The organism is Rhizobium lusitanum (genome assembly GCF_014189535.1).
Lineage (GTDB): Bacteria > Pseudomonadota > Alphaproteobacteria > Rhizobiales > Rhizobiaceae > Rhizobium > Rhizobium lusitanum_C.
In genome coordinates this window covers 1,117,937-1,142,799 of the sequence record NZ_CP050308.1, presented here as the reverse complement: position 1 = coordinate 1,142,799, position 24,863 = coordinate 1,117,937, and the positions used below count along the sequence as shown (strand labels likewise).

Below are 24,863 nucleotides of genomic sequence, written 5' to 3'. Positions count from 1 at the left end.
TTCGGAAACACATATCTGCATGGGCGTGAATATGTTGCGCGGTTTCAAAGTGTCTTTGCGTCCTTTGCGTATCCGAAGGACTGCGGCGCTTCAGGGGAGACGTCCATGCTCGATCTCGATTACTGCGTTCTTCAAGCGGATCGGCGCCGCCATCGCGCGCGGCCTTGGGCTTCTCGTCGTCGGGATACTCTGGCCTTTCATGGCCGCCCACGGCTGGTATCAGCGGCGCAATTGGCTGATCAAGCTGCCGGTTGCCGCTTTCGTGACGCTGATGGCGGTGCTCTACATATATTTTGTCTGGCAGACGCAGGTCTGGAGCGGCTTCGACACCAGCTATCCCAGCGTCTACAGGTTCGAGGACCGCAAGGTCGGGGCAGGGCAGGAGTTGCCGGTTACGAGCGGGCAGCAGGTCGCAGCGACCACGCCGAAAGCCTGCCAGACTTCGGGGACCGTCGACGTCACCGCCGATCTTATCGATTTCAATGTGAACCAGAACGCCTGGATCTCCTCGATGCTGCTTTTCAAGCTCGGGTTCTTCGGCGTCGCCTGGGACGACACGCCGTTTCTCGACAACAAGGCAGCCTTTCAGCGGGGCGTGAACCAGGCGGTACGGCGTACGGCGGTGGAGCTGGTCGACACGCTCGGCCGCGTGCGCGGTACGTCGGGTATCAACGGCGACCTGCAAAGTGCCCGCGGTAATCTGCAATTCGACGAAGCAAGCTGGTATTTCGGCATGCGCCCCTTCGGTCCGAAGACGCCGACCCCGAGCTACTACCGCGCGGCCATCACCAGCCTGCGCAAGTTCAACACCGATCTTGGCACCTGCAACGCCGTCTTCGATGGCCGCGCCGACAACCTCCTGCAATTCATCGATCGTGTCGCCAATGATCTCGGCAGCACGTCGGATATCCTTGCGGAGCGATCGGAGAACCACAATTACGGTTGGTTTGACACGCGCGCCGACGACCGATTCTGGTTCGCCTATGGCCAGCTCTATGGCTATTACGGTATTCTGAGCGCCGTCGAGGCCGACTTCCAAAAGGTCATCGCCGAGCGCAATCTCGGCACGCTCTGGGGCGGGACCATGAAGCAGCTGGAGGCGGCTCTGCGCATCCAGCCCGCCATCATCTCGAATGGCCGCGAAGACGGCTGGATCATGCCGAGCCATCTCGCGACGATGGGCTTCTATATCCTGCGCGTTCGCTCGAATCTGGTGGAAATGCGCTCTGTTCTTGGCGGACGTTAAAACGACAGGGCGATCGTTGCTCTAACGATCGCCAATTCGCCATTGCGACCTGCAGGATCGACAGGCCAGAAATTTCGGAATTCTAGGGAGTGACCAATAAGGCTAGCTGATCAGTTTCAGCCGGATAGCCTTTGCGACGAGCTGCGTGCGGTTGACGCAATCGAGCTTCTTGATGGCATTCATCATGTAGGCGTTGACCGTATGGTCGGAGAGGGAAAGGATCTGGCCGATTTCGACCGAGGTCTTGCCCTGCGCGGTCCAGCGGACGACTTCCAGCTCTCGGGCCGAAAGCATGTTCAGCAAGGAGCCCTCATTGCGCTTGAGGCAGTTATAGATGTCGATCGCCTGCAACATGAGCATGTTCAGCTCGTTGAGCTCGCTTTGCCCGAGGCTGCTGCGATCGCCCATGAACCAGAAGACGAGGCGCTGCCCATCGAAGGCGTTGATGGGGATGACAATGCCCATCGGGCAATTGTGACTGAGCAGGAGCGCATGCAGTTCGCGCGGCAACTCCATGTCCTGCGAGATGTTTTTTTCCAGGAGGTGCCAGGCGCGCGGCATCACGGAGTCCCGCACCCGCAGCAGCATCGGGCAGCGGCGGAGCAGTTGCTGACGATCGAAGTCGCGCAGAAATTGTGGTTGTATCGAGCCTTCGATGACGAGCGGCGTCAGCATGGAGTCTTCGGAAACCGGAGCGTTGAGAAAGGCCACCTGGCTGAAGCCAAAGGCAGAGCTCGTCCGTTCCAAAGCTTGAGCAAAAGCCGTCTGCGTCCGGGCTGTGGCCAACTCGGCAGAAAGCAATAGTTGTCTCTCAGCAGTGATGAAATAGGACATGTGACTTATTGGCGCCCACAGCGTGTTCTCGCTATCAAATACTGGATTTGCAGGCGAATGCTAGACGCAAAAATACCACATATCCAGATAATATTTTATTTTCATATATCTTAATATTGTAAATTGCTGATTTATCATACTTTTTTAAAATCACCTGATGCGGGTAAAAAGGCTGTCCACTTGATTTTTTCAGAATGGTGACGGGATGTGCTTTCCGAAGGTCCGGAAAGGGGAATGATTTCGGGCAAAACTGGCGGTAAACCTGCATGATGAATACATGCATGAGTTGAGCTTGGAGGGTTCGGCATTGTTGATATCGGTAGCAACCATATCAGCCGTAGCATGATCGACATGCAGCCGGAGGGCCGGTCATCTGCAACGCTTCGTGCTCAAACGAGTGATTTCCGGTAAAGCCGCAGCGGTCGGTGGCAATGCCAGCCCATCGAGAGGGATAGGCGTGATGCCAGCGCGCCTTGCGAAGGCCCAAAGCGCTTGCTATCGGTCTTCAAATAGCAATTGCTTCCAGGCGTTTATTTCATGCCCTTTCGTATTTCCCAACAGCTTGTTGCACGCTGTTGCCGGCAGACCTCATGGTTTCTGGCGGGTATTTTTCTTCTCGTCTTTTCCTGCATGTCCGCCGAGGCCGCCGGCTCCGGCGTTGGCCAGCCGATGGAATTCCTGCTGGTTCACGGTGACATGGCCAGCTGTCGCGAGGCTAATAGTTGCCCGGACTGGATTTCCGCCGAAGGGCAGATCATGGCGGATTCGCCGAGGAAGCTGCAAAAGCTGCTGAAGCGCCTCGGTGGCAGAAGGTTGCCAATCATCGTCAGCTCGCCTGGTGGCGATGTTCGGGCGGCTATGGAGATGGCCTATGTGATCCGCAAACAGAAGCTGGCGATTGCCGTCGGCCGGACGCGCTCGCGCGATTGCCCCTATGCCGAGCCGATCTGTTCGGCGGCGCGATCAAAGGATGGGTCCATCAAGGGCGAGACATTTTCGGTCGGCTCCATCTGCTTTTCGGCCTGCCCGCTGTTTTTCGCCGGCGGCGTCCAGCGCGTTTCCAGCCCCTTCGCACTCCTCGGAGTGCATCAGATTACCACGACCTACAGCGAAGTTCGTATCCGATACCGCACCGAATACGAAACGGTGAACGGCAAGCGAAAGGTTCTCTCCAAGCAGGAGATCGGACGTCAATTTGTCGGGAAATACGACACGACCAAGCTCGGTCGGCAGCAGAGGGGAAGGCTTACCGGTTTCCTGAAGAAAATGGGTGTCGATGAATCCCTTTTCGATCTGATGCTGGGCACCCAACCCGCTTCGATCCATCTCATTGCGCAGATGGATGCGCTGAAGCTGCGGTTGACGACGGAGCTTGCCGCCGCCGATCAGCTCATCGTTGCGAGGGACTGCAAGGACAGGCAGTCGATTGCGGACTGTGCGACGCCGCCGCCAGCCGCCGCAGTACCTGCGACGGTCGGCGAGTAATCCCGCGCTCCGATCTCAGGCGTCCTTGTTGCCCTTGGCTTTCGCCATGATCATTTCGAGGTAGCCGAGCAGGACGGCCGAGACGACGAAGGCAAGGTGGATGATCGTAAACCACATCAGCTTGCTATTGTCGTACTGGGTGGCATTGAGGAAAATCTGCAGCAGGTGGATCGAAGAAATCGCCACGATGGAGGAGGCGACCTTGATTTTCAGGCTGCCGGAATCGAGCTTGCCGAGAAAGGAAACCTGATCCTCGCCTTCATCGAAGCGGCTGACGAAATTCTCGTAGCCGGAGATCATCACCATGACGATCAGGCTCGCCACCAGGGCAGCGTCGATGAGCCCGAGGATCGCAAGAATCATGTCGGACTCTTCGTATTGGAAGACGTTGATGGCGACCTTGTAGAATTTGTAGCCGAACGAGATGGCATAGACCGCGAGCGAGGCTGCGAGGCCGAGATAGAAGACGACCAGAATCCATCGGCTGGAGAGAATGATGCGTTCGATCAGTAGTTCCAGCGACTTCATGTCTTTTCCTTTTTCGTTCGTCCGGCGTGGGACAATAGGTGGGCGGCCGCCTCGCGGCAAGGCGGGATAGTTTCACGACGGACGACAATTCGTGGCTATTCACACTGGATATTTATTGGGTTATCCCGGTTGTGTGAATACCTCATGTCCAGGGTGGGACCGGTTATCATGGCGACGGTAAAATCCGACATAGAAATCGCGCGTGCCGCGAAGAAGCTGCCGATCATCGAGATCGGCGCGAAACTCGGCATTCCGGCCGAGGATCTTGCGCCTTATGGTCATGACAAGGCGAAAATCGGTGCGCAATTCATTGGCGCGCTGAAGGACAAGCCGGACGGCAAGCTGATCCTCGTCACGGCGATCAATCCGACGCCGGCGGGCGAGGGGAAGACGACGACGACCGTCGGTCTTGGCGACGGGCTGAACCGTATCGGCAAGAAGGCGATCGTCTGCGTGCGCGAGGCGTCCCTCGGCCCCTGCTTCGGTGTCAAGGGCGGGGCTGCCGGCGGCGGCTATGCGCAGGTCATCCCGATGGAAGACATAAACCTGCACTTTACCGGCGATTTCCATGCCGTCACCTCGGCCCATAATCTGCTGGCGGCGCTGATCGACAACCACATCTATTGGGGCAACGAAGAAAACATCGATGTCCGCCGCATCACCTGGCGGCGCGCCATGGACATGAACGACCGGGCGCTGCGAGACATCGTCGCCTCACTCGGGGGCGTTGCCAACGGCTATCCGCGCGAGGGCGGTTTCGATATCACCGTCGCCTCCGAGGTCATGGCGATCCTTTGTTTGGCTTCGGACCTGAAGGATCTGGAAAAGCGGCTCGGCGACATCATCATCGGCTATCGCCGCGATCGCACGCCGGTTTATGCTCGCGATCTCAAGGCTGACGGGGCGATGGCGGTGCTGCTGAAGGATGCGATGCAGCCGAACCTGGTGCAGACGCTGGAGAATAATCCGGCGCTGGTGCATGGCGGCCCCTTCGCCAACATCGCCCATGGCTGCAATTCGGTGATCGCCACGCGCACGGCGCTGAAGCTTGCCGATTATGTCGTCACCGAAGCGGGGTTCGGTGCCGATCTCGGGGCGGAAAAGTTCTTCGACATCAAATGCCGCAAGGCCGGACTTTCTCCGGATGCTGCGGTCATCGTCGCCACCGTGCGGGCGCTGAAGATGAATGGCGGCGTCAAGAAGGACGATCTCGGCCAGGAGAATGTCGAGGCCCTCGTGAAGGGCTGCGCCAATCTCGGCCGGCACCTTGCCAATGTCCGCAAATTCGGTGTGCCCGTCGTCGTCGCCATCAATCACTTCATCTCGGATACCGAAGCCGAGATCGAGGCGGTGAAGAATTATGTCGCGCGGCTTGGCGCCGAGGCTATCCTCTGCCGCCATTGGGCCGAGGGTTCGGCGGGGATCGAGGAGCTGGCCTACAAGGTGGTGGAGCTTGCCGAATCCGGGCAGGCGAAATTCCAGCCGCTTTATCCCGATAATCTGCCGCTGCTCGAAAAAATCGAGATCGTCGCGTCGAAAATCTACCATGCCGGCGAGGTAACCGCTGACAAGGCCGTGCGCGACCAACTGCGCTCCTGGGAGGACCAAGGCTATGGTCATCTGCCGGTCTGTATGGCGAAGACGCAATATTCCTTCTCGACAGATCCGAACGTGCGCGGCGCTCCGGAGGGGCATATCGTACAGGTGCGCGAGGTGCGTCTTTCGGCCGGAGCCGGTTTCGTTGTCGTCATCACCGGCGAGATCATGACCATGCCCGGTCTGCCGAAATCCCCGGCGGCGGAACGGATTTTCCTCAATGATCAAGGCTATATCGAGGGATTGTTTTAAGTTCTGATTCTGGTGGAACTGGCTTGTTTCGAGGTGGCTGCTCTTAATGGCAGTATCTGAACTCGCCCTTCCTCTTCAGTACATCCAGATGGAAATGCGTCTCATGGGCGGCATCGCTCTCCGGGTCCAGGACGGTCATAAAATAGAGGCAGGCCGAGGCGCTGGCGGCGCGCTGGAACGCGCCTGTCAGCGTCGGGTCCTCGCGGCGGGGTTCGATGCCGATGGTCTTGCCGTTCTCGAAGGTGAAGCTGGCGATATCGATGGCATTGCCGCGCGCATGTTCCGAGATCTTGCCGGTGGTGGCGTTGTTGCGCAGGCGGCAGATATAGGTCGAGGCCTGGTTGATCGTGACGATCTTGCCATTGTCCTTCAGCGCGGCGGCGGACGGTATCACGCTTTCCTTTATCCAATGGGCGAGTGCCAGGGCCGCCTCGCAGCGCATCGTGCCTTGCGGTTTCATCTGGATGCCCGGTAGGGGCTCGGTAAGGGCGATCGGCTTGTCGATGCCACAGCCATTGCCGTCATCGATTCGGGGGATATCCTTGAAGGTGGCGCCGATGGCGGTCAATTGCGCGAGGCAAGCCTTATGCTCCTCATCAGGTTCCGCCGCGATGGTCAGCGGCGGCTTTGGCGGTCCCTGCATTTCCCCGGTGGACGGCTGGGTCTCCGGAGCAGCCGGTTTCTCCATGGGCGTGGGCAGCTCGGCGGCGGGCTGCGTTTGCTCACGATCGGGTTTCTGCTGTGGCGTCGGGCCGGTTTGGGGGAGGGCCGCTGCCGTCAGCATGGTGATGGCAGTCGTGGCGGAGATGATCCGAAATAGCATCAAGTATTTCACCCACTTCTAATGATGACATGGTGAGAACGCTTGGCGCAGCGATTTCGTTGCAATTCAGCAACTTTTCCGATCCACTTTTAAACATGATAATTTTATTCATGATTATCTTGGTCGGATATATTGACAATAATACTCATGTTTTTTATTGCGGCAGAAAGAAGGCGGAGCTTTTCCGCTTTGTTGACAAAGTAAGCCCAGCCAGCCCCTTGCGCTCTTAACAGTAGCAACCAGCCAGCCCGGTAAAAGCAATTCGAAAGGAATGGTTATGGTTGTCCGGCGCTCCCGCTCGGTTCTCTTGGCATGCACTGCGTTTCTGGCCCTTGGGTTCAGCACGGTGTCCTATGCGCAGACTGCAGCTCAAAATGATGTGGCCACAGACGATGCGGCGCCGAAGGGCGATCGCGTCACGAACCTGAAGCCGATCGTCGTCAAGGGCAAGGCGACGAAAGACGTGCTCGCCGACTCGCCGACGACCACCGAAACGACGGCGCAGCAGATCGACGACAAGCAGATTACGCGGATCGAGGATCTCGGGCGCAGCACCGAGGTCGGCGTCGGCTACAATCGCACCACCGGCGGCATCAATATTCGCGGCCTCAGCGACGGCCGCGTATTGACCACGGTCGATGGCATTGAAATTCCCTATATGCTCGATGTCGCCCGCGGAGCTGACGGGGGCGTCAACAGCTTCGATTTCAACTCGCTTTCGAGCGTCGATGTCGTGCGCGGCGCAGACTCCAGCCGCGCCGGTTCGGGCGCTCTCGGCGGCGCCTTCGTGCTGCGCACGCTGGAGCCGGAAGACTTGATAACCCCCGGTTCCAACTGGGGGGTATCTTCAAGTTCGGCTATAACGGTGACGACCGGAGCGTCGGCGGGTCGGCAGCGGTTGCCAAGCGCGTCGACAACACCGCCGTTCTTTTTGAGGGCGGGTACACCCATGGTCATGAGCTTGAAAACAATGGCGACGTCGGCGGTTATTCGACCAAGCGTACCAAGGCGGATCCGGCCGACTACAATCAGAAAAGTGGCCTCTTCAAGATCCGCCAGTATACGGATATCGGCACCTTCGGCATCACTGCGGAGCACTACAACAAAGATAAAGACATCGATGCGATGCACCTTCAGAGCCTGACCGGAAACCTTCGGCCTGGTAATTACGATACGAGCGACAATACCGAACGTAACCGCGTTTCGCTCGACTACAAGTATGAGGCTGAGAGCGCCGATTCCCTCCTCGATACGGCCAATGCAGTCTTCTATTGGCAAAATGTGCTGCGTGAAGAAGGCCTCAACGGCTATCGCTACACCTCCGTCATTGGCGACTACTCGCGCCGCAACGAAATGGAAGACCGGAGCATCGGCTTCAACGGCAACGCCTCGAAGTCCTTCGATACCGGCAGCCTGCATCACAAGGTCACCTTCGGCCTCGACACCGCTTTCGGCAAGGTGCATCAGTACTCTGCAGGCAAGGACGCTTGCGGTCCCGCCCGCTGGGCTTTCTCTTGCTCGTTCCTGCACACCAATCAGTCTGATATGCCCAATGTCGACAGCAAGCGCGTCGGTGCTTTTATCGACGACAAGATCGAGATCGGTTCCAGTGGCTTCTCGCTGACACCCGGCTTGCGCTTCGACTGGTATGATTACGCGCCGAAGAACACGGATGCCTATCGTGACAGCGCCAATTATAGCGGCCTGCCATCCGGCCAATCGGACAGCCGTTTCTCGCCGAAGCTGCGCGCGGCCTACCAGCCGCAGGACAATGTCGAGTTTTATGCACAGTGGGCCATGGCCTTCCGTGCTCCGAATGTCAGCGAGCTTTACGTGAACTACGGCGTGCCCGGCGGCTATGTCAGCTACGGCAATCCCGACCTGAAGCCGGAAACCAGCAACGGCATCGAAATCGGCACCAACCTCGGTGATGACGATTTCGGCGGCCATATCGGCGGCTTCTACAACAAGTACAAGAACTTCATCGACTCGTCATTGTCAGCCGATCCAACGCGCACTTACCCGCTCGGCATTACGGAATACTTCAACCGCGCCGACGTTCGCATGTTCGGCGTCGAGGTCAACGCGCACAAGAAGTTCGACAACGGCATCCACGTCAAGGGCTCGCTCGCCTATGTCAACGGCAAGGACTCTGATAGCGGCGAATGGATCAATTCCGTAGCTCCGGCCAAGGCGGCCTTCACCGTGGGATATGCAGCCGATGTCTGGGGAACGGACCTGACCTTCATCACTGCGACCAGCGAGCCGAAGAAAACGAGCGATAATTTCCGCGCGCCGGGTTATGGCATCTTCGATCTCACAGGCTGGTGGGAGCCGGAGCAGGTGAAGGGGCTGTCGCTGCGTGCCGGTGTCTACAACATCTTCAACAAGACCTACTACGACGCGATCAACGTCGCTTCCACGGGCCTCACGCAGCCTTCGGCCTACTATTCCGAGCCCGGCCGGGTCTTCAAGCTGACGCTGACGCAGAAGTTCTAAGTCGTCTTTTCGATGCAGCAAACTTGGGCGGTGCTTCGGCATCGCCTTTTTTGCGCTTTGGCCTGGTGTCGTCGGGTGCATGCAATTGTAAATCGCAGCCTTCGATGCTATTCAGACTGCGCAACCTATTCCCTGTTTTGAGAGAGGAGGACCGTATGACTAAGATAGTCTGGCATATTCGCCAGTTCGGTCCGACTCCCGCCCTGCAAATGCGTTTGCAGGGCTGATCAGAGGCTGTCACTCAATCATTTCCTTCTGGTCTGCCCCTATGGGTAATGCAGCGCCGAACTTTTATGTTCGCGCGGCTGTGTCATGATAATTGACCGAGCAACTCCGGCATCATGAGGCGATAGGACGTCTTCGATCGATGCAGCGAGGTGTTTGGGTCAGACCGGAAGAAGACCATGACTCTGATCAATCTCCGCAATTTCGGCGTCACCCTCGGTGTGCCGCTGATGTCCAATCTCAATTTCACCGTCACGGCCGGCGATCGCATCGGCATCGTTGCGGCCAACGGGCGGGGCAAGTCGACGCTGCTCAATTGCGTCGCCGGCAGGCTGGAGCCGACGGTGGGGGATATCACCCGCTCGCGCGGCCTCACGGTCGGCTATGTCGAGCAGAATGTGCCCGCCGATCTCGCGAATGTGCCCTTTTACGATGCGGTTCTTCGTGCTCTGCCGGCGGAGCAGGCCGAGAGTGAGGGTTGGCGCGTCGATGTCACGCTCGATTCCCTCGACGTGCCGGAGGTGCTGCGGGAGAGGGCGCTTAGCGAACTCAGCGGTGGCTGGCAGCGGCTGGCCATGCTTGCTCGCGTCTGGGTGACGGAGCCCGATGTTCTGCTCTTGGACGAGCCGACCAACCATCTCGATCTCGCCAAGATTGCCCTGCTGGAAGAGTGGCTGAACGCTTTGCCCCGCGATGTGCCGGTGCTGATTGCAAGCCACGACCGCGCCTTTCTCGACGCCGTTACCAACCGCACGCTGTTCCTGCGCCAGGAGCAATCGCAGACCTATGCCTTGCCCTATGGCCGGGCTAGGGCCGCGCTGGATGAGGCCGACGCCTCGGACGAGCGGCGTTTCCAGAAGGACATGAAGGTGGCGCAGCAACTACGCAAGCAGGCGGCCAAGCTCAACAATCTCGGTATCAACTCCGGCAGCGACCTGCTGACGGTGAAGACGAAGCAGCTGAAGGCGCGGGCCGAACGATTGGAAGACGCGGCCCGGCCGGGCTATCTGGAGCGTTCGGCGGGCGCGATCAAGCTTACCAATCGCGGCACTCAGGCGAAAATACTGGTGACGCTAGATGACGCCTCCGTCGAGACGCCGGACGGGACCCTGCTGTTCAAGACCGGCAAGCACTGGATCTGCCAGGGCGACCGCATCGTCCTGCTTGGGCCTAACGGTGCCGGTAAGACCCGGCTTGTCGAGATGATCCGCAAGGCCATTGTCGGTCAGGACGCCTTGGGGGGCTCAAGGCGACGCCATCATTGGTGCTCGGCTATAGCGACCAGGCCTTGTCCAATCTCGGTCAGGACGACACACCGCTTGGCGTCATCACGCGGCTGTTCGAGCTTGGTGAGCAACGGGCACGCACACTGCTGGCAGGTGCTGGCATGGGCATCGACATGCAGGGTCGCGCCATCGGCAGGCTGTCGGGCGGGCAGAAGGCCAGACTGGCGATGCTGGTGCTCAGACTCACCAATCCCAACTTCTACCTGCTCGACGAGTCGACCAACCATCTCGACATCGACGGGCAGGAGGCGCTGGAGGGTGAGCTGATGGCACAGGAGGCAAGCTGCCTGCTCGTCTCCCACGATCGCAGCTTCGTCCGCAACATCGGCAACCGTTTCTGGCTGATCGACCGGAAGCGGCTGGTCGAGGTGGAAGGGCCGGAAGTGTTTTTCGCGGAGGCGGGACGGCGGGAGTAAAAAGGGTGCGGAGCCTTGTCTCGCCCCTGGCGGGCGAGAAAGCAAAAACTTTGGCTTAGATGAGGGCTCGTCCCTCGTCTAAGTCTTAGTTTTTGCAAGAGAGGGGGTAGGTAGGGGTGCGATGCATTGCCGGTGCGTTAACGCAGGAAGCAGACCCCGCTCTTGCAATTTCAATGGCTTAGAAATTGCGCTAAGCTTTTGAATATGCTGAATCTCCGGCGCCGCAATTCCTAAGCCAATGAAATTGCTTTCTCGCCCGCCAGGGGCGAGATCGGCCCCGCGTCTTGCCGTGCTTGCCGTCCGCCTAGAACTTTCCTCCCATCCCCCGCTTGCGCATCATCTCATCTCACGCTAACAATTCGCACCATGAACATGTCTTTGAACAACAACGTATCGTGGTGGTGGGCTCGCTAAAGCGGCCTCGACCAATCGTGTTCAAAGACGACGAGTGAGCCGCCCGAGATTTCGAGGCGGCTTTTTTGTTATAATGGCCGCCTGTCATCCGGGCCTGATAACGGAGTGAGGAACAATGGTAACGATCCTGCGGGATGACGGTGCTGAAATCTACGAGACCAAGGGCGGGATCACCGTCACCCGCCAGCGCCGGCCGACGCCTTATGCGGATGCGGTTTCATCCTATATTGACAAGCTCGACGAGCGCCGCGGCGCGGTGTTTTCTTCGAACTATGAATATCCTGGCCGTTATACCCGTTGGGACACCGCCGTCGTCGATCCGCCGCTCGGCCTGTCCTGCAATGGGCGCGACGTCTGGATCGAAGCCTATAACGAGCGTGGCGAGGTCATTCTCGCTTTCATCACCGAAAAGCTGAAGACGGTTTCCGAATTGACGTTGGGTGCCTCGACCGCGCGTAGGCTCGACCTGACGGTGAAGACGCCGGATCGTGTCTTTACCGAGGAAGAGCGCTCGAAGATGCCGACGGTGTTCACCGTGCTGCGCGCCGTGACCGATCTCTTCTATTCGCAAGCCGATGCCAGCATCGGTTTCTACGGCGCCTTCGGCTACGATCTCGCTTTTCAGTTTGATGCCATCAATCTGAAGCTCAAGCGTCCCGACGACCAGCGCGACATGGTGCTGTACCTGCCGGACGAAATCCTGGTGGTCGACAATTACTCCGCCAAGGCGTGGATCGATCGTTATGATTTCGCCAAGGGCGGCATTTCGACCGAGGGCAAGGCCGGTGATATCGTCACCGAGGCTTTCCGCCACACCGACGCCATTCCGCCGAAGAGCGATCATCGCCCCGGCGAATATGCGGAACTTGTGACCAAGGCCAAGGAGAGCTTCCGCAAGGGTGATCTCTTCGAAGTGGTGCCCGGCCAGAAGTTCATGGAGCGCTGCGACAGCAAGCCGTCGGATATTTCCAAGCGGCTGAAGGCGATCAATCCGTCGCCCTATTCCTTCTTCATCAATCTCGGCAATCAGGAATATCTGGTCGGCGCTTCGCCGGAAATGTTCGTGCGCGTCTCCGGTCGCCGTATCGAGACTTGCCCGATCTCGGGCACGATCAAGCGTGGTGACGACCCGATCGCCGATAGCGAGCAGATCCTGAAGCTCTTGAACTCCAAGAAAGATGAGTCCGAGTTGACCATGTGCTCGGATGTCGACCGCAACGACAAGAGCCGCGTCTGTGAACCGGGCTCGGTCAAGGTCATCGGTCGTCGGCAGATCGAGATGTATTCGCGCCTTATCCACACGGTCGACCATATCGAAGGTCGTCTGCGCGACGACATGGACGCCTTCGACGGTTTCCTCAGCCATGCATGGGCCGTCACCGTCACCGGCGCGCCGAAGCTCTGGGCCATGCGCTTCATCGAGAGCCATGAGAAGAGCCCGCGCGCGTGGTATGGTGGTGCTATCGGCATGGTCGGCTTCAACGGCGACATGAACACTGGCCTGACGCTGCGCACCGTGCGCATCAAGGACGGCATTGCCGAGGTGCGGGCCGGTGCCACGCTGCTGAACGACTCGAATCCCGAGGAAGAAGAAGCCGAAACCGAACTGAAGGCCTCCGCCATGCTGTCTGCCATCCGTGATGCCAAGGCTGCGAATTCCGGCAAGCAGCAGCGCGATGTTGCTTCCGTCGGCAAGGGCGTGAAGATCCTGCTGATCGACCATGAAGACAGCTTCGTGCACACGCTGGCGAATTATTTCCGCCAGACGGGGGCTACGGTTTCGACCGTGCGTACGCCGGTGCCGGAAGAGGTCTTCGACCGGCTGGATCCGGATCTGGTGGTGTTGTCGCCGGGACCGGGCAATCCGAAGGATTTCGACTGCAAGGCGACCATCAAGAAGGCGAGGGCGCGCAACCTGCCGATCTTCGGCGTCTGCCTAGGCTTGCAAGCGCTGGCCGAAGCCTATGGCGGCGAGCTTCGCCATCTGGCAGTGCCGATGCACGGCAAACCGTCGCGCATCCGCGTGCTGGAGCCGGGCCTGGTCTTCTCCGGCCTCGGCCGTGAAGTCACCGTCGGCCGCTATCACTCGATCTTCGCCGATCCCTCGACCCTGCCGCGTGATTTCATGATCACGGCGGAAAGCGAGGACGGTACGATCATGGGCATCGAGCACGTCAAGGAGCCGATCGCGGCGGTGCAGTTCCATCCGGAATCGATCATGACGCTCGGCGGCGACGCCGGCATGCGGATGATCGAGAATGTGGTGGCGCATCTGGCGCGCCGGGCGAAAACCAAGGCGGCCTGACGCGAGAGCCATTAGCCGCGAAATTTGGACACCCCCATGCACTCTGAAAAATGCATGGGGGTGTTTTGCTGCAAGTCTTGCTCGCACAGGTACGTTATAGGTGGTTTGACTTGCCGTGGGCTGTAAATTAATCTTCCAGCGTTCCTGTGGGGCACATCGGCATTGGGGCCGAAAGGGCTAGGCCTGCCCGCTGATAATCCTCAGCAGGAGTCCGCCCATGCCAACCCTCGATACCTATCGCAAACAAGCCAAGCTGCTGATGCGCTGGCACCGTGATCGCGACTATTCCATTGGTGGAAGAGTTCGAACGCTCGACCGTTTCAGCGAGTTGACGGATCGCGAGATCCTGGCGATGAAATTCCCTCTGACGCTGGCGCAGGAGATTGTTGCGGTTGAAGCGGGCCACAAAAGTTGGGCCGAGTTGAAGGCCGTGGCAGTGAATGCGCCGAAGACGCCGGCCATATCGCCCGAGCCGCCGGTTTTCAAGAGCGTCATACCGATCCTTTTCGTGCGGGATGTGACGGCCAGCGCGGCCTTCTTCAGGGACAGGCTGGGCTTCGTGACAGATTTCCTGCATGGCGCACCGCCGTTCTATGGAGCGGTCTCGCGTGACGGCATCTGGATTCACTTGCGGCTCGTCTACGAGCCCTACTTTGCAGCGGCAGCGGCAAAGGAAGGGTCGCTCATTCTGGCTTCGATCGAGGTTTCGAATGTCCAGGGACTGTTCGAAGAGTTCAAGGCCAGGGGCGTGGAGTTCGCGCAGCCGCTTACCAAGCAGGCATGGGGTGGCACCGATTTTCATGTGCGCGATCCGGATGGTAACGTGATCTCGTTTGTCGCGTTCAGATCGTGACGCTTGAATCCGTCGGGGGCTGCCGGAGAGCGGCGACCCCTTACATATCCTCGCAGTCCTGCCAGCCTTCCTCGAAGACAAGCTTGTCGAGCGGCAGGCGGTCGCGCCATCCCTTCACGGCGAGTTCGGGCATGTCATAGAGTTCATCGACATAGCCGACGCAGAGCCATGCGACGATTTTGACATGCTCCGGTATGTTGAGGATCGTCTTGATGGCGTCCTCATGGAAGATGCTGACCCAGCCGACGCCGACGCCCTCGGCGCGGGCTGCCAACCAGAGATTCTGGATGGCGCAGACCGTCGAATAGACATCGGTTGCGGGATTGTGCGTGCGCCCAAGCACGACAGGACCGCCGCGCTTGGTATCGCAGGTAATACAGATGCTGAGCGGCGCCTTGCGGATGCCTTCGAGCTTCAGCCGCTGATATTGCGCGCGGCGATCTCCTTCGAACATCAGGCATGCTTCCTCATTGGCGTGGCTGAAGGCCTGCCACACGCGTTCCCGCGTCTCGGCCTGCCTGATCATGATGAAATTCCAAGGCTGCATGAAGCCGACGGACGGCGCGTGATGGGCCGCCTCGAGCAGGCGGCGAACGAGGTCTTCAGGCAAGGGATCGGAGCGGAACTGATCGCGCACGTCGCGGCGGGTTTCGATAGCGTGGTAGACAGCAGTGCGCTCCGCTTCCGAAAACGCGCAGGCCGCGATCAGATGATCCAGCTCCTTTGGTGACGCGTCGGCGGCCGGAGGAGAGGTGTTCGGATCGATGCGATCATCAAGAGCGGGCATATTCAACCATGGTTTTACCGAAGGCGGCGATGTGTTGGGCTAGGATATAGCTTAGTGCGCGATCGCGCGGGAAACTACCAGTATGATTTTCACTGGCGTGCGCGTGACCAGCTTGGCGGCTCGGCTTCGTTTAATCGGTGTATTTGGGATAAATTGTGGTGTGCGAGGTGCAGGTCATCCTTTGACAAATGGTACGTTCTGCACCATATGAGCCCCCAATGAGCCGCCTGCGCGATTTTCGCGTGGGCGGTTTTGCATTTCAACGGCGCTGTTTTTGCAATTCATTCGCATATGCATGGGCCGCATCCGCATTGGAGAAACGCGTGAACGAACAGGGCAACCAGACAATACGGCAGCTGGCCTTCTGGGGCATGCCGCTATCTCTAGGCGTCATGGGGTTGAAGATGGCCGCCTGGTGGGTAACGGGCTCCGTCGCGCTGCTATCGGACGGTCTCGAATCCGCCGTCAACGTCGTCGCCGCCTTCATCGCCTTCTTCGTCATCCGCTATGCGCAAAAGCCGGCCGACCACGACCATCCCTTCGGTCATCACAAGGCGGAATATCTCTCCGCCGTCACCGAGGGCGTGATGATCGTCGTTGCGGCGCTGATGATCGTGCAGGAGGCGGTGGGGCACCTCGGCAATCCGCAGCCGATGCAGGCGCCCGTCCTCGGCCTTGCCATCAACCTCGTCGCCGGCGTCATCAATGCCGTGTGGGCGGTGATCTTGATCCGCGCCGGGCGCGAGCATCGTTCTCCGGCGCTGACGGCGGACGGGCAGCACATCATGTCGGATGTCTATACCTCGGTCGGCGTGCTCATCGGCCTGCTCCTGGCGCTCGGCACCGGCTATCCGATCTTCGACCCGGTGCTTGCCATTCTCGTGGCGATCAACATTCTCTATCAGGGCTGGAAGGTCATCTCCACGTCCATCGACGGGTTGATGGACAAGGCCGTGCTGCCTGAGGAGGAAGAGGTGATCAAGCAGGCGATTGCGACGCATGCGGATGGGTCGCTCGGCGTGCACGATCTGAAGACGCGCCGGGCAGGGGCCGTGACTTTCGTCGATTTCCACCTTGTCGTACCCGCCGCCATGCCTGTACGGGAGGCGCATCGTATCTGCGACCGCCTTGAAGACGCCATACGGGCGATCCATGCGGGCGCGGAAATAACCATTCATGTGGAACCGGAGGGCGAAAAGGCCCACGGCATCCGCGTCAAAGTGATCAAGGAGACCTGATATGCCCAAGACCGATGTTTCCGGCCTGTCGATGCTCGGCAACCAGACGGAGACGGCCGCGAACCCCGAGGTGGCCGTTCTCGAGAAGGTGCCCGCTGGCCATGCCGGCACGGATTATGTCGTGCGCTTCACCGCACCGGAATTCACCTCGCTCTGCCCGATGACGGGCCAGCCGGATTTCGCCCATATCGTCCTCGACTACGTGCCGAACGAGTGGCTGGTGGAATCGAAGTCGCTGAAGCTCTTCCTGCATTCCTTCCGCAACCATGGCGCGTTCCACGAGGATTGCTCGATCTATATCGCCAAGCGTCTGGTGGAGTTGCTGGAGCCTAAGTGGCTGCGCATCGGCGCCTATTGGTATCCGCGTGGCGGCATCCCGATCGACGTCTTCTGGCAGACGGGCAAGCCGCCGGAAGGCGTGTGGTTGCCGGATCAGGGCGTGCAGCCCTATCGCGGGCGCGGTTGAATTGAAAAAGGCCGCTATCCCGAGGGAGGCGGCCTTTTCTTATGGGTCAAAGACGATTGGCCTCAGGCAAATGAGCTGTCGTCGCCGCTATTGTCGAACGAATCGTCATTGGCGTCGTCCTGAGCGTCCTGGGCAGCATCTTGGGCGTAATCGGCCGCGCTCTGATCATTCTGATTGTTGTTGTCGTCGTTGCCGTAATAGTTGTTGATGACTGTCTCCTGGGCCGGCTGTCCGGTAATGCCGGCAGCAGCGCCAGTGCCCGTGCCGCCGAAGAGGCCGCCGAGACCGCCTGCGGCGGAACCACCGAGATGGGGGCTGAAGAGGCTGGAGAGCGATTCTGCCAGCATCACGCCGCCGGCGACGCCGGCTGCCGTACCGAGCGCGCCGCGCAGGAAGCCGCCACCGGCCGAGGCTGGTGCTGCCTGCTGGCTCCAGGGACCGCTCGGCTGTTGTTGGCCGCCCCATGGACCCGGTTGTGGCTGGGCATTGCGGGCGTAGTCGTCATAGAGGCGGCCCTGCTGCTGCGGGTAGCCGGCTTGGGGTGCAGGGTTGTGCTGCTGCTGGCCGCCGCCGAAGAGCGAGCCGAGGCCGCCGAGGAAGCCGCCGCTCTGCCCCTGCTGATGGTTGTCGCTGCCCTGCTGCTCCAACTCGTGCACGCGGGCTTCGAGCTGCTGGATGCGATCGGCCGCAGCCTTCATGCCCTGTTCCTGCATGATGACGGCCTGCGCCAGAAAATAGGGGGCATAGGGCTGGTCGTGAACCGACTGATTGATGAAACTCTCCGCGTCGGCATCGCGTTGGGTGCTGGCGGCGGAACGCACGCGATCGAAGAGAGACGCGAGCAATTGACGTTCTTCAGGCGACATGATGGCCTCCTTGGCGATCTGCTGCTGCAAATTCGGGGCGCGATTTATCTCGCGCTGACCTGACGTAAGATGCAATTTCGGTTTTTCAAAGCCGCTGCAAGTTACATTTCGGTAACCCGCAACCATAACGCCATGCTTTCACCGACTATTCGCGCCTTGTCTTTTTCCTGCATTGTTTTACGGATTGAGTCGCACTATGTGCGGTGAACGACGCATCATGCTGGAGACTTGCGAATGAACGACGAAGACGAACAGGAAGACAAGAAGAACGAAGCGCCGTTGGGCAAGGACGCGGAGGCGAATCTTTTCAAGTCGCGCTCGATCTTCATTTACGGCGGCATCACGCAGGAACTGGCTCAAAAGGTTTGCTCGCAGCTCGTGGCACTTTCCTCCGCCAGCGATGAGGATATACGCATCTACGTGAATTCGCCCGGCGGCCACGTCGAATCCGGCGACTCCATTCACGACATGATCAAATTCATCAAGCCGAAGGTCTGGATCATCGGCACAGGCTGGGTCGCCTCCGCTGGTGCGCTGATCTACGTTTCGGTTCCCAAGGAGCGTCGTATTTGCCTGCCGAACACGCGCTTCCTGCTGCACCAACCGTCCGGCGGCACGCGCGGCATGGCCTCCGACATCGAGATCCAGGCTCGCGAAATCATCAAGATGAACGAGCGCCTGAACCGGATCTTCTCGGAAGCCACCGGCCAGCCGATCGAAAAGATCGCCAAGGACACGGATCGCGATTACTGGCTGTCCGCTGAAGAAGCCAAGGCCTATGGTCTGGTTTCGCGGATCGTCACGTCTCAGGCCGAGATTTGATCTAGCGATATCGATTATCGACGCCCTCGCTTGCCGGAAGGCAGACGAGGGCGTTTTTCGTACGGTTACAGCGACCTTAAGAGCGAATGACGGGTTGAGCTGGCACCCAGCAACGGCTATCTGGTGCCAACCCCAAGCGGACCTTCCGCGAACAACAAGGCGCATATCGGCATGACCCCAGATTTCCTCGTCACCCATTCCGGTGGCTTTCATGCCGATGAACTGCTGTCCAGCGTCATCTTGACCCGGCTTTTCCCGCAGGCGCGTATCATCCGCAGCAGGGCGCCGGAATGGATCACGCCCGGCGCGGACCGCATCATCTACGATGTGGGCGGAAAATATGACGCCGTAGAGCGGATCTTCGATCACCATCAGCGCGGCGCACCGCTGCGCGACGATGGTCAGCCCTACAGTTCGTTCGGATTGATCTGGAAGCATTATGGCCGCGACTATCTTGCCGCCTTTGGCCTGCCGGAAGCGCATATCGAGGCGCTACACACCTCTTTCGATAACAGCTTCGTTTTGCCGGTCGATCTGGTGGACAATGGCGCTCTCAGCCCCTCCGTTGCCGGGCAGCTGGCTGGACTGACGCTGCCAGCTCTGCTCGAAACACTGAAGCCCGTCTTCGATGAGACCGACCCCGAGGCTGAAGATCGCGGATTCCAAAACGCGCTTGGCATTGCCCGCAGTTTCGTCGAGGCAAGGCTAGCTCAAAGCGCGGCAAAATTGCGAGCTGAGGCGCTTGTGCATCAGGCAATCGTGGACACAGGCGAGGGTCGTATTCTGGAGCTTCCGATGGGAATGCCTTTCCGTCCCGCCATCGTGAAGGCGGGTGCCGATCACCTGCTGTTTGTCGTTCACCCGCGCGACAAGGATTGGTGCCTGACCGGCATCCGCCGCGCTGACCAGGGATTTGAATTGCGGGCCGATCTGCCTGCGGCCTGGGCTGGCCTGACCAATGGTGATCTGGAGGCGGCTAGCGGCGTGGAGGGGGCGAGTTTTTGCCATAATGGCCGCTTCATTGCGGCCGCCAAGACCCGCGAAGCCGCTCTCGCCATGGCTGAGTTGGCTGTAACGGAAGCTGTCTCCATCGCGCAGAAGCCCGCAGTCGACGCGGGCCTCGTGTAAAGCCGGCTATTCTCGTCACCTGACAGCGAGGATTGGCGGTTCGTCTGTTCTCGTCGTATACATGGTTCTGACAAGCGCATGGGGCAGTCGCCCCGCGCGGCTGGCACCAGCCGTGCCAAAGGGAGTTCGAGATTGGCCGTTGCCTTCACCAAGGAAGAGAGTTTCGAAACCGCTTCGGAAACCCTGCTGCCGGACCGTCCGATCTCACCACACCCGAACCTTGTGACGGAAGCGGGATTGAAAGCCCTTGAGCTGCAGCTGCAACAGGCGCGCGCGGCCTACGATGCTGCACGTACGATCGAAGACGTGAACGAGCGTCGGCGGCAGGCAGCCGGCCCCTTGCGCGATTTGCGCTACCTGGCGGAAAGGGTTCGCACGGCTCAGCCTGTTCCCGCACCTGCTTCGATCGATACGGTTGCCTTTGGGAGCACGGTGACCTTCAGCCGTGACGACGGGCGCGTGCAGACCTATCGTATCGTCGGAGAGGACGAAGCTGACCCCAAGGCCGGATCTATTTCCTTCGTGTCCCCGGTCGCAAAGCTGCTGATGGGCAAGGCGGTTGGAGATGTCGCGAGCGTCGGCGATCAAGAACTCGAGATCGTTGCCATCTCTTAGAGCGCTCATTTGGTCATGCATGGGCCGAGAAGGTTACCCTGATGATGAGCGCCATCGTTCCCCTATCGTGAGAGGTTTGACCGGTTACATCCGAATAGTCTTGTCTCAAAGGTGACTTTCGGCGCCGTAGCGACTTTTCCAAGGTACTGTGCTAAGCGGCCGATGCTGGACAAAGAACCATTGCGGCAGTCGCCTTCATTTCTTTGAACATATCCCTTATTCGAGCTTCGGGAATGCCGGATGCGACCCATTGCTCGGGGGTGAGCTCGGGATCTATTGCAACTGCCTCAATGGTTGCGACAGTCTCGTTGTGTTTAAGTGCGAATGTCGTAACCATGTTGAACCTCCCATAGTTTGCTGTCATTACCAGTCGATGCGATCCAAGATCGGTTATCTTGATATTCTTCTGAGCAATCATTGTTTTGGGTCCATTAACGTAGACAAAATTGCCTCCGCGCACGACAAGGAAATCACCCTTGCAAGAGTTGCCTATGGCATGCAGTTCACTGCTTTCAAACTTCTGCACGTCTGCGCTTTGATTTCCATCGGAGCACGAGCTGAATCCAACAGCGCATAGAATGAGGGTTACAAAACCGCGCAGTCGTCTTTGTAGAAGTTTTATTTGGGAGGTTACTGGTGCTGCAACATTGCCCATTATTTGTCTCGCTCAAATTAGTTGTGTTGCGGAGCTTAACTCGCCATAAGCTAGAGGCGAATAAATGCGGTCTATAGATTTTTAATCATCCGCCTTATCAGCAGCATCGAGGCGAAGCTGTTGCCTGGTTCAGCGCCGCGCCATTCTCTTTCCCCAAAACAGCACTTGCATGACCACCGTCTAAGATGCTCCATGCGCTTCCGCCGTATCCACGAGTCTCCCGTCACTGCCATGCTCAAAGATTTCTCCCTTCAAAGCCTGTTCATGGGCTGCCTCATCGCTTTTGTCGGCTTTGCCAGTTCCTTTGCTGTCATCGTGCACGGGTTGCAGTCAGTTGGGGCGACGGATGTGCAGGCGGCGTCCGGGCTGATGGCCCTGTCGGTTTCCATGGGTATTTGCGCCATTGTGGTCAGTGCGGTGACGAAAATGCCGATCAGCATCGCCTGGTCAACGCCAGGGGCTGCGTTGCTTGCCAGTACTGGCCCGATCGAGGGCGGTTTTCCGGCGGCAGTTGGCGCGTTTTTGGTCTGCGCGGTGCTGATCGTGATTGCCGGACTGTTCCGGCCGCTTGGGCGCGCTGTGGCGGCTATTCCGGCGCCGCTGGCGAATGCGATGCTGGCCGGTGTGCTGATCGGGCTCTGCTTTGCGCCGGTCAACGCGATCGCCTTCAATCCAATGCTTGGCCTGCCCATCGTCCTTGCCTGGATCGTGGTCGGCGCGGTCAAGCGGCTCTGGGCGGTGCCGGCGGCGGTGGTCGCCTTTGCGCTGGTGCTAGCCTTCGGCGTGAATATACCGGATGGAGCGCTGATGTCGCTGGAGCATTCGTTGCTGCCGAGCGTCGAACTGGTCAGGCCGGTCTTCACCGTCGCCGGGCTTATCTCCATCGCGCTGCCGCTGTTTATCGTCACCATGGCGTCGCAGAATATTCCGGGGATCGCGGTGCTGAAGGTGCATCATTATGATCCGAAGCCCGGCCCGCTCTTTGCCGTCACCGGCCTGTTCTCGCTGTTCAGCGCGCCCTTCGGCGGCAATGCCGTCAATCTCGCCGCCGTCACGGCCGCGATGTGCGCTGGGCAGGACGCGCATGCCGATCCCAAGCGGCGTTATTGGGCGGCGATTATTGCAGGCGTCGTCTATATCATTCTCGGATTGCTCGCGAGCGCCGTCATCGCCTTCGTGACCTTGGCGCCGCCGGTCCTGATCGAGGCGGTCGCGGGGCTGGCGCTGGTCGGCGCTCTGTCCAACTCGGCTATGAACGCTTTTCAGAGAGTAGAATCGCGTGAGGCGGCGGCGGTCACGTTTCTCGTTACGGCATCCGGCGTTTCCTTTGCCGGGATTTCCGGCGCCTTCTGGGGCCTGATTGCCGGCTTGTTGATGATGGCGCTCTCGCATTTGGTGCAGATGCTGAAAAGATAAGCAGGGGGTTGCTTCCTTTCCGCCGCGCGGCTATAAGCGCGGTCATGAAGACGACTGGCGCAAAGATTTCTGAGCAGATTGTACGTGGGCGCATTGCCCTGCGTGACAATACGCGCGCCCTCACTTCGCTTCTTCTTCTCGGCCTTACGCGCGGTTGCCGGGTCCTTTGAGGGGCGCTCGGCGGCCGTAAAGCCCGCCAGGCCATCGCTCCTCGAGACATATCCCCAAAATCGACAGCATACCCCTAGCGGGTCCGCATTTGTCATCGCCAAGCCGCCTGTGATCGGTTAATACGCGGGGCAAATGACGGGAAAGGAAGAGACGAAACCATGGACGCGAACAGCCATTCCCCCAAAGGCATGCCCGAAGCAGCGGTGAAGTACCGCTCTTATCCGCAGATCAACATTCCCGACCGAACCTGGCCGTCAAAGGTCATCACCAAGGCGCCGATCTGGTGTTCCGTGGATCTGCGTGACGGCAATCAGGCGCTGGTCGACCCGATGGGCCACGACCGCAAGGCCCGCATGTTCCAGCTGTTGCTGGACATGGGTTTCAAGGAAATCGAGATCGGTTTTCCCTCGGCCTCGCAGACCGATTTCGATTTTGCCCGCTGGTGCATCGAGCAGGGCAATGTGCCGGACGATGTGTCGCTGCAGGTTCTGGTGCAATGCCGGCCGGAGTTGATCACCCGCACTTTCGAATCCCTGGAAGGCGCTAACAAGCCGATCGTGCATTTCTACAATTCCACCAGCGAATTGCAGCGCCGCGTGGTGTTCGCGAAGGATGTGCAGGGCATCAAGCAGATCGCCGTCGATGCGGCCAAGATGATCACCGACATGGCGGCCAAGGCCGGCGGCGGCTACCGTTTCGAATATTCGCCGGAAAGCTTTACCGGCACCGAGCTGGATGTGGCGCTGGAAATCTGCAATGCTGTCATCGAGGTGGTGAAGCCGACGCCGGACAACAAGCTGATCATCAATCTGCCGTCGACCGTCGAAATGGCAACGCCGAACATCTATGCCGACCAGATCGAATGGATGTGCCGCAATCTCGACAATCGCGAAAACCTGTTGATTTCCCTGCATCCGCATAATGACCGCGGCACCGGCATCGCTGCCGCCGAGCTGGCGCTCCTGGCCGGCGCCGATCGCGTCGAAGGCACCTTGTTTGGCAATGGCGAGCGCACCGGCAATGTCGATGTCGTCACCATGGCGCTGAACATGTTCACGCAAGGCGTCGATCCGGAGCTCGACTGCTCCAATATCGAGCGCATGAAGGACGTCTTTGAATATTCCAACCAGATGGCAATCGGCGAGCGTCATCCTTACGTCGGCGAACTGGTCTACACCGCCTTTTCCGGCTCGCATCAGGATGCGATCAACAAGGGCATGAAGGCGTCGAAGGTCGCCAACCATCCCGTCTGGGAAGTGCCGTATTTGCCGATCGATCCGCAGGACGTCGGCCGCTCCTACGAGGCGATCATCCGCATCAACTCGCAGTCGGGCAAGGGCGGCATCGCCTACATCATGCAGCAGGATTACGGCCTCAATCTGCCACGCAATCTGCAGGTGGAATATCGCGAGGAGATCCAGCGGATCACCGATGAAGAAGGCAAGGAACTGCCGGCCAAGCGGATCTATGAGCACTTCATCGAGCGCTACGTGACGCAGCCTGACGGCCGTATCCGCTTTGTCGATCACCACACCTTCGCCGATCCCGAGCACAAGGGGCAGCGCATTGTCGCCGCCGAGATTACCGACAACGGCGAGATGAAGCGCATTGAAGGCCGTGGCAACGGCCCGATCGATGGCTTCATCAACGCTCTCTCGATCTATCTCGGCATTCAGATGACAGTCGAGGACTATTCCGAGCATTCGCTGCAACATGGCTCGAACGCTGCGGCGATCTCCTATGTCGAGACCTCCTATCCCGGCGGCAAGCTCTTCGGTGCTGGCATCAACACCAATATCGTCGCGGCTTCCCTCGAGGCGATCGTTTCGGCGGCGAATCGGGTGCTCGATATCAAGGCGAAGAAGGGCTGAAATTCAGCCGCTAAAGTCCAGTGAAGACAAAATCCCCTTGATGTGATCGAGGGGATTTTTCGTTTC

18 protein-coding genes and 2 pseudogenes are annotated in these 24,863 nt (G+C 59.2%); 14 read left to right on the top strand and 6 right to left on the bottom strand.

Features of this window, described 5'->3' with window-relative positions; genetic code table 11:
- Positions 1–19: 19 nt before the first annotated feature.
- Positions 20–1,246: a DUF2333 family protein gene (locus tag HB780_RS19280; RefSeq protein WP_286203144.1), complete on the top strand. Its 1,227-nt coding sequence runs from the start codon at positions 20–22 to the stop codon at positions 1,244–1,246.
- A gap of 102 nt (positions 1,247–1,348) precedes the next feature.
- Here HB780_RS19280 and HB780_RS19275 read toward each other — a convergent pair whose 3' ends face one another.
- The gene (locus HB780_RS19275) at positions 1,349–2,080 is read right to left on the bottom strand and encodes a helix-turn-helix transcriptional regulator (protein WP_183695141.1); all 732 of its coding nucleotides are present in this window, start codon (positions 2,078–2,080) and stop codon (positions 1,349–1,351) included.
- 537 nt (positions 2,081–2,617) lie between these two features.
- Here HB780_RS19275 and HB780_RS19270 point away from each other — a divergent pair.
- Positions 2,618–3,565 carry a COG3904 family protein gene (locus tag HB780_RS19270; protein WP_183695138.1) on the top strand — a complete coding sequence of 316 codons (948 nt, stop codon included), beginning with the start codon at positions 2,618–2,620 and terminating at the stop codon, positions 3,563–3,565.
- A gap of 15 nt (positions 3,566–3,580) precedes the next feature.
- On the opposite strand, the gene HB780_RS19265 is transcribed toward HB780_RS19270, so the two are convergent.
- Positions 3,581–4,093: a TIGR00645 family protein gene (locus tag HB780_RS19265; RefSeq protein ID WP_183695135.1), complete on the bottom strand. Its 513-nt coding sequence runs from the start codon at positions 4,091–4,093 to the stop codon at positions 3,581–3,583.
- A gap of 168 nt (positions 4,094–4,261) precedes the next feature.
- On the opposite strand from HB780_RS19265, the gene HB780_RS19260 reads away from it, so the two are divergent.
- The gene (locus HB780_RS19260) at positions 4,262–5,941 is read left to right on the top strand and encodes a formate--tetrahydrofolate ligase (RefSeq protein WP_183695133.1); all 1,680 of its coding nucleotides are present in this window, start codon (positions 4,262–4,264) and stop codon (positions 5,939–5,941) included.
- Between the two features lie 43 nt (positions 5,942–5,984).
- Here HB780_RS19260 and HB780_RS19255 read toward each other — a convergent pair whose 3' ends face one another.
- Entirely contained in the window at positions 5,985–6,764 is a 780-nt protein-coding gene (locus tag HB780_RS19255) for an extensin-like domain-containing protein (protein WP_183695130.1), read from the bottom strand.
- A gap of 277 nt (positions 6,765–7,041) precedes the next feature.
- On the opposite strand from HB780_RS19255, the pseudogene HB780_RS19250 reads away from it, so the two are divergent.
- From HB780_RS19250 to HB780_RS19235, 4 genes and pseudogenes are all read left to right on the top strand, one after another.
- Positions 7,042–9,263: pseudogene (locus HB780_RS19250) on the top strand (TonB-dependent hemoglobin/transferrin/lactoferrin family receptor).
- A gap of 404 nt (positions 9,264–9,667) precedes the next feature.
- Positions 9,668–11,190, top strand: a pseudogene (locus tag HB780_RS19245) (ABC-F family ATP-binding cassette domain-containing protein).
- A 529-nt stretch (positions 11,191–11,719) separates the two neighbouring features.
- Positions 11,720–13,909 (top strand): anthranilate synthase, encoded by a 2,190-nt coding sequence (locus HB780_RS19240; RefSeq protein ID WP_183695127.1) that lies wholly within the window; start codon positions 11,720–11,722, stop codon positions 13,907–13,909.
- Positions 13,910–14,126: 217 nt separating this feature from the next.
- Positions 14,127–14,762, top strand: a complete 636-nt coding sequence (locus HB780_RS19235) for a glyoxalase superfamily protein (RefSeq protein WP_183695124.1) — start codon at positions 14,127–14,129, stop codon at positions 14,760–14,762.
- A gap of 40 nt (positions 14,763–14,802) precedes the next feature.
- On the opposite strand, the gene bluB is transcribed toward HB780_RS19235, so the two are convergent.
- A complete protein-coding gene (gene bluB, locus HB780_RS19230; RefSeq protein WP_286203143.1) occupies positions 14,803–15,549 on the bottom strand; it encodes a 5,6-dimethylbenzimidazole synthase in 747 nt (248 codons plus the stop codon).
- 371 nt (positions 15,550–15,920) lie between these two features.
- Here bluB and emfA point away from each other — a divergent pair, with 371 nt between their 5' ends.
- Together emfA and queF are read left to right on the top strand one after the other, a co-directional pair.
- Positions 15,921–16,787: a CDF family cation efflux transporter EmfA gene (gene emfA / locus HB780_RS19225; protein WP_435693922.1), complete on the top strand. Its 867-nt coding sequence runs from the start codon at positions 15,921–15,923 to the stop codon at positions 16,785–16,787.
- A gap of 1 nt (position 16,788) precedes the next feature.
- The gene (queF, locus tag HB780_RS19220) at positions 16,789–17,253 is read left to right on the top strand and encodes a preQ(1) synthase (protein WP_174052101.1); all 465 of its coding nucleotides are present in this window, start codon (positions 16,789–16,791) and stop codon (positions 17,251–17,253) included.
- Positions 17,254–17,315: 62 nt separating this feature from the next.
- On the opposite strand, the gene HB780_RS19215 is transcribed toward queF, so the two are convergent.
- Positions 17,316–18,119, bottom strand: coding sequence for a DUF2076 domain-containing protein (locus HB780_RS19215; protein WP_183695118.1), 804 nt, complete (start codon positions 18,117–18,119; stop codon positions 17,316–17,318).
- 234 nt (positions 18,120–18,353) lie between these two features.
- Between HB780_RS19215 and HB780_RS19210 the strand changes: the two genes are divergently transcribed.
- The 3 genes from HB780_RS19210 (at position 18,354) to greA (ending at position 20,684) form a co-directional block, all read left to right on the top strand.
- Positions 18,354–18,941, top strand: coding sequence for an ATP-dependent Clp protease proteolytic subunit (locus HB780_RS19210; protein ID WP_183695115.1), 588 nt, complete (start codon positions 18,354–18,356; stop codon positions 18,939–18,941).
- A 171-nt stretch (positions 18,942–19,112) separates the two neighbouring features.
- Positions 19,113–20,069, top strand: coding sequence for an MYG1 family protein (locus tag HB780_RS19205; protein WP_183695113.1), 957 nt, complete (start codon positions 19,113–19,115; stop codon positions 20,067–20,069).
- A gap of 132 nt (positions 20,070–20,201) precedes the next feature.
- Positions 20,202–20,684 (top strand): transcription elongation factor GreA, encoded by a 483-nt coding sequence (gene greA / locus HB780_RS19200; RefSeq protein WP_183695110.1) that lies wholly within the window; start codon positions 20,202–20,204, stop codon positions 20,682–20,684.
- A 151-nt stretch (positions 20,685–20,835) separates the two neighbouring features.
- On the opposite strand, the gene HB780_RS19195 is transcribed toward greA, so the two are convergent.
- On the bottom strand, positions 20,836–21,339 hold the full coding sequence (locus HB780_RS19195) for a hypothetical protein (protein ID WP_183695107.1): 504 nt from the start codon (positions 21,337–21,339) through the stop codon (positions 20,836–20,838).
- Positions 21,340–21,570: 231 nt separating this feature from the next.
- Here HB780_RS19195 and HB780_RS19190 point away from each other — a divergent pair, with 231 nt between their 5' ends.
- Both HB780_RS19190 and leuA read left to right on the top strand, forming a co-directional pair.
- Positions 21,571–22,755 carry a benzoate/H(+) symporter BenE family transporter gene (locus tag HB780_RS19190; RefSeq protein WP_183697260.1) on the top strand — a complete coding sequence of 395 codons (1,185 nt, stop codon included), beginning with the start codon at positions 21,571–21,573 and terminating at the stop codon, positions 22,753–22,755.
- 329 nt (positions 22,756–23,084) lie between these two features.
- Complete coding sequence (gene leuA, locus HB780_RS19185; RefSeq protein ID WP_183695105.1) at positions 23,085–24,797, top strand: 2-isopropylmalate synthase; 1,713 nt, start codon at positions 23,085–23,087, stop codon at positions 24,795–24,797.
- Positions 24,798–24,863 lie beyond the last annotated feature (66 nt).

Bases quoted from the DNA above. Each gene is read 5' to 3' on its own strand.
- HB780_RS19280 (WP_286203144.1), top strand. From the start codon at position 20: ATGGGCGTGAATATGTTGCGCGGTTTCAAAGTGTCTTTGCGTCCTTTG.
- HB780_RS19275 (WP_183695141.1), bottom strand. From the start codon at position 2,080: ATGTCCTATTTCATCACTGCTGAGAGACAACTATTGCTTTCTGCCGAG.
- HB780_RS19270 (WP_183695138.1), top strand. From the start codon at position 2,618: ATGCCCTTTCGTATTTCCCAACAGCTTGTTGCACGCTGTTGCCGGCAG.
- HB780_RS19265 (WP_183695135.1), bottom strand. From the start codon at position 4,093: ATGAAGTCGCTGGAACTACTGATCGAACGCATCATTCTCTCCAGCCGA.
- HB780_RS19260 (WP_183695133.1), top strand. From the start codon at position 4,262: ATGGCGACGGTAAAATCCGACATAGAAATCGCGCGTGCCGCGAAGAAG.
- HB780_RS19255 (WP_183695130.1), bottom strand. From the start codon at position 6,764: ATGCTATTTCGGATCATCTCCGCCACGACTGCCATCACCATGCTGACG.
- HB780_RS19240 (WP_183695127.1), top strand. From the start codon at position 11,720: ATGGTAACGATCCTGCGGGATGACGGTGCTGAAATCTACGAGACCAAG.
- HB780_RS19235 (WP_183695124.1), top strand. From the start codon at position 14,127: ATGCCAACCCTCGATACCTATCGCAAACAAGCCAAGCTGCTGATGCGC.
- bluB (WP_286203143.1), bottom strand. From the start codon at position 15,549: ATGCCCGCTCTTGATGATCGCATCGATCCGAACACCTCTCCTCCGGCC.
- emfA (WP_435693922.1), top strand. From the start codon at position 15,921: ATGCCGCTATCTCTAGGCGTCATGGGGTTGAAGATGGCCGCCTGGTGG.
- queF (WP_174052101.1), top strand. From the start codon at position 16,789: ATGCCCAAGACCGATGTTTCCGGCCTGTCGATGCTCGGCAACCAGACG.
- HB780_RS19215 (WP_183695118.1), bottom strand. From the start codon at position 18,119: ATGTCGCCTGAAGAACGTCAATTGCTCGCGTCTCTCTTCGATCGCGTG.
- HB780_RS19210 (WP_183695115.1), top strand. From the start codon at position 18,354: ATGAACGACGAAGACGAACAGGAAGACAAGAAGAACGAAGCGCCGTTG.
- HB780_RS19205 (WP_183695113.1), top strand. From the start codon at position 19,113: ATGACCCCAGATTTCCTCGTCACCCATTCCGGTGGCTTTCATGCCGAT.
- HB780_RS19195 (WP_183695107.1), bottom strand. From the start codon at position 21,339: ATGGGCAATGTTGCAGCACCAGTAACCTCCCAAATAAAACTTCTACAA.
- HB780_RS19190 (WP_183697260.1), top strand. From the start codon at position 21,571: ATGCTCAAAGATTTCTCCCTTCAAAGCCTGTTCATGGGCTGCCTCATC.
- leuA (WP_183695105.1), top strand. From the start codon at position 23,085: ATGGACGCGAACAGCCATTCCCCCAAAGGCATGCCCGAAGCAGCGGTG.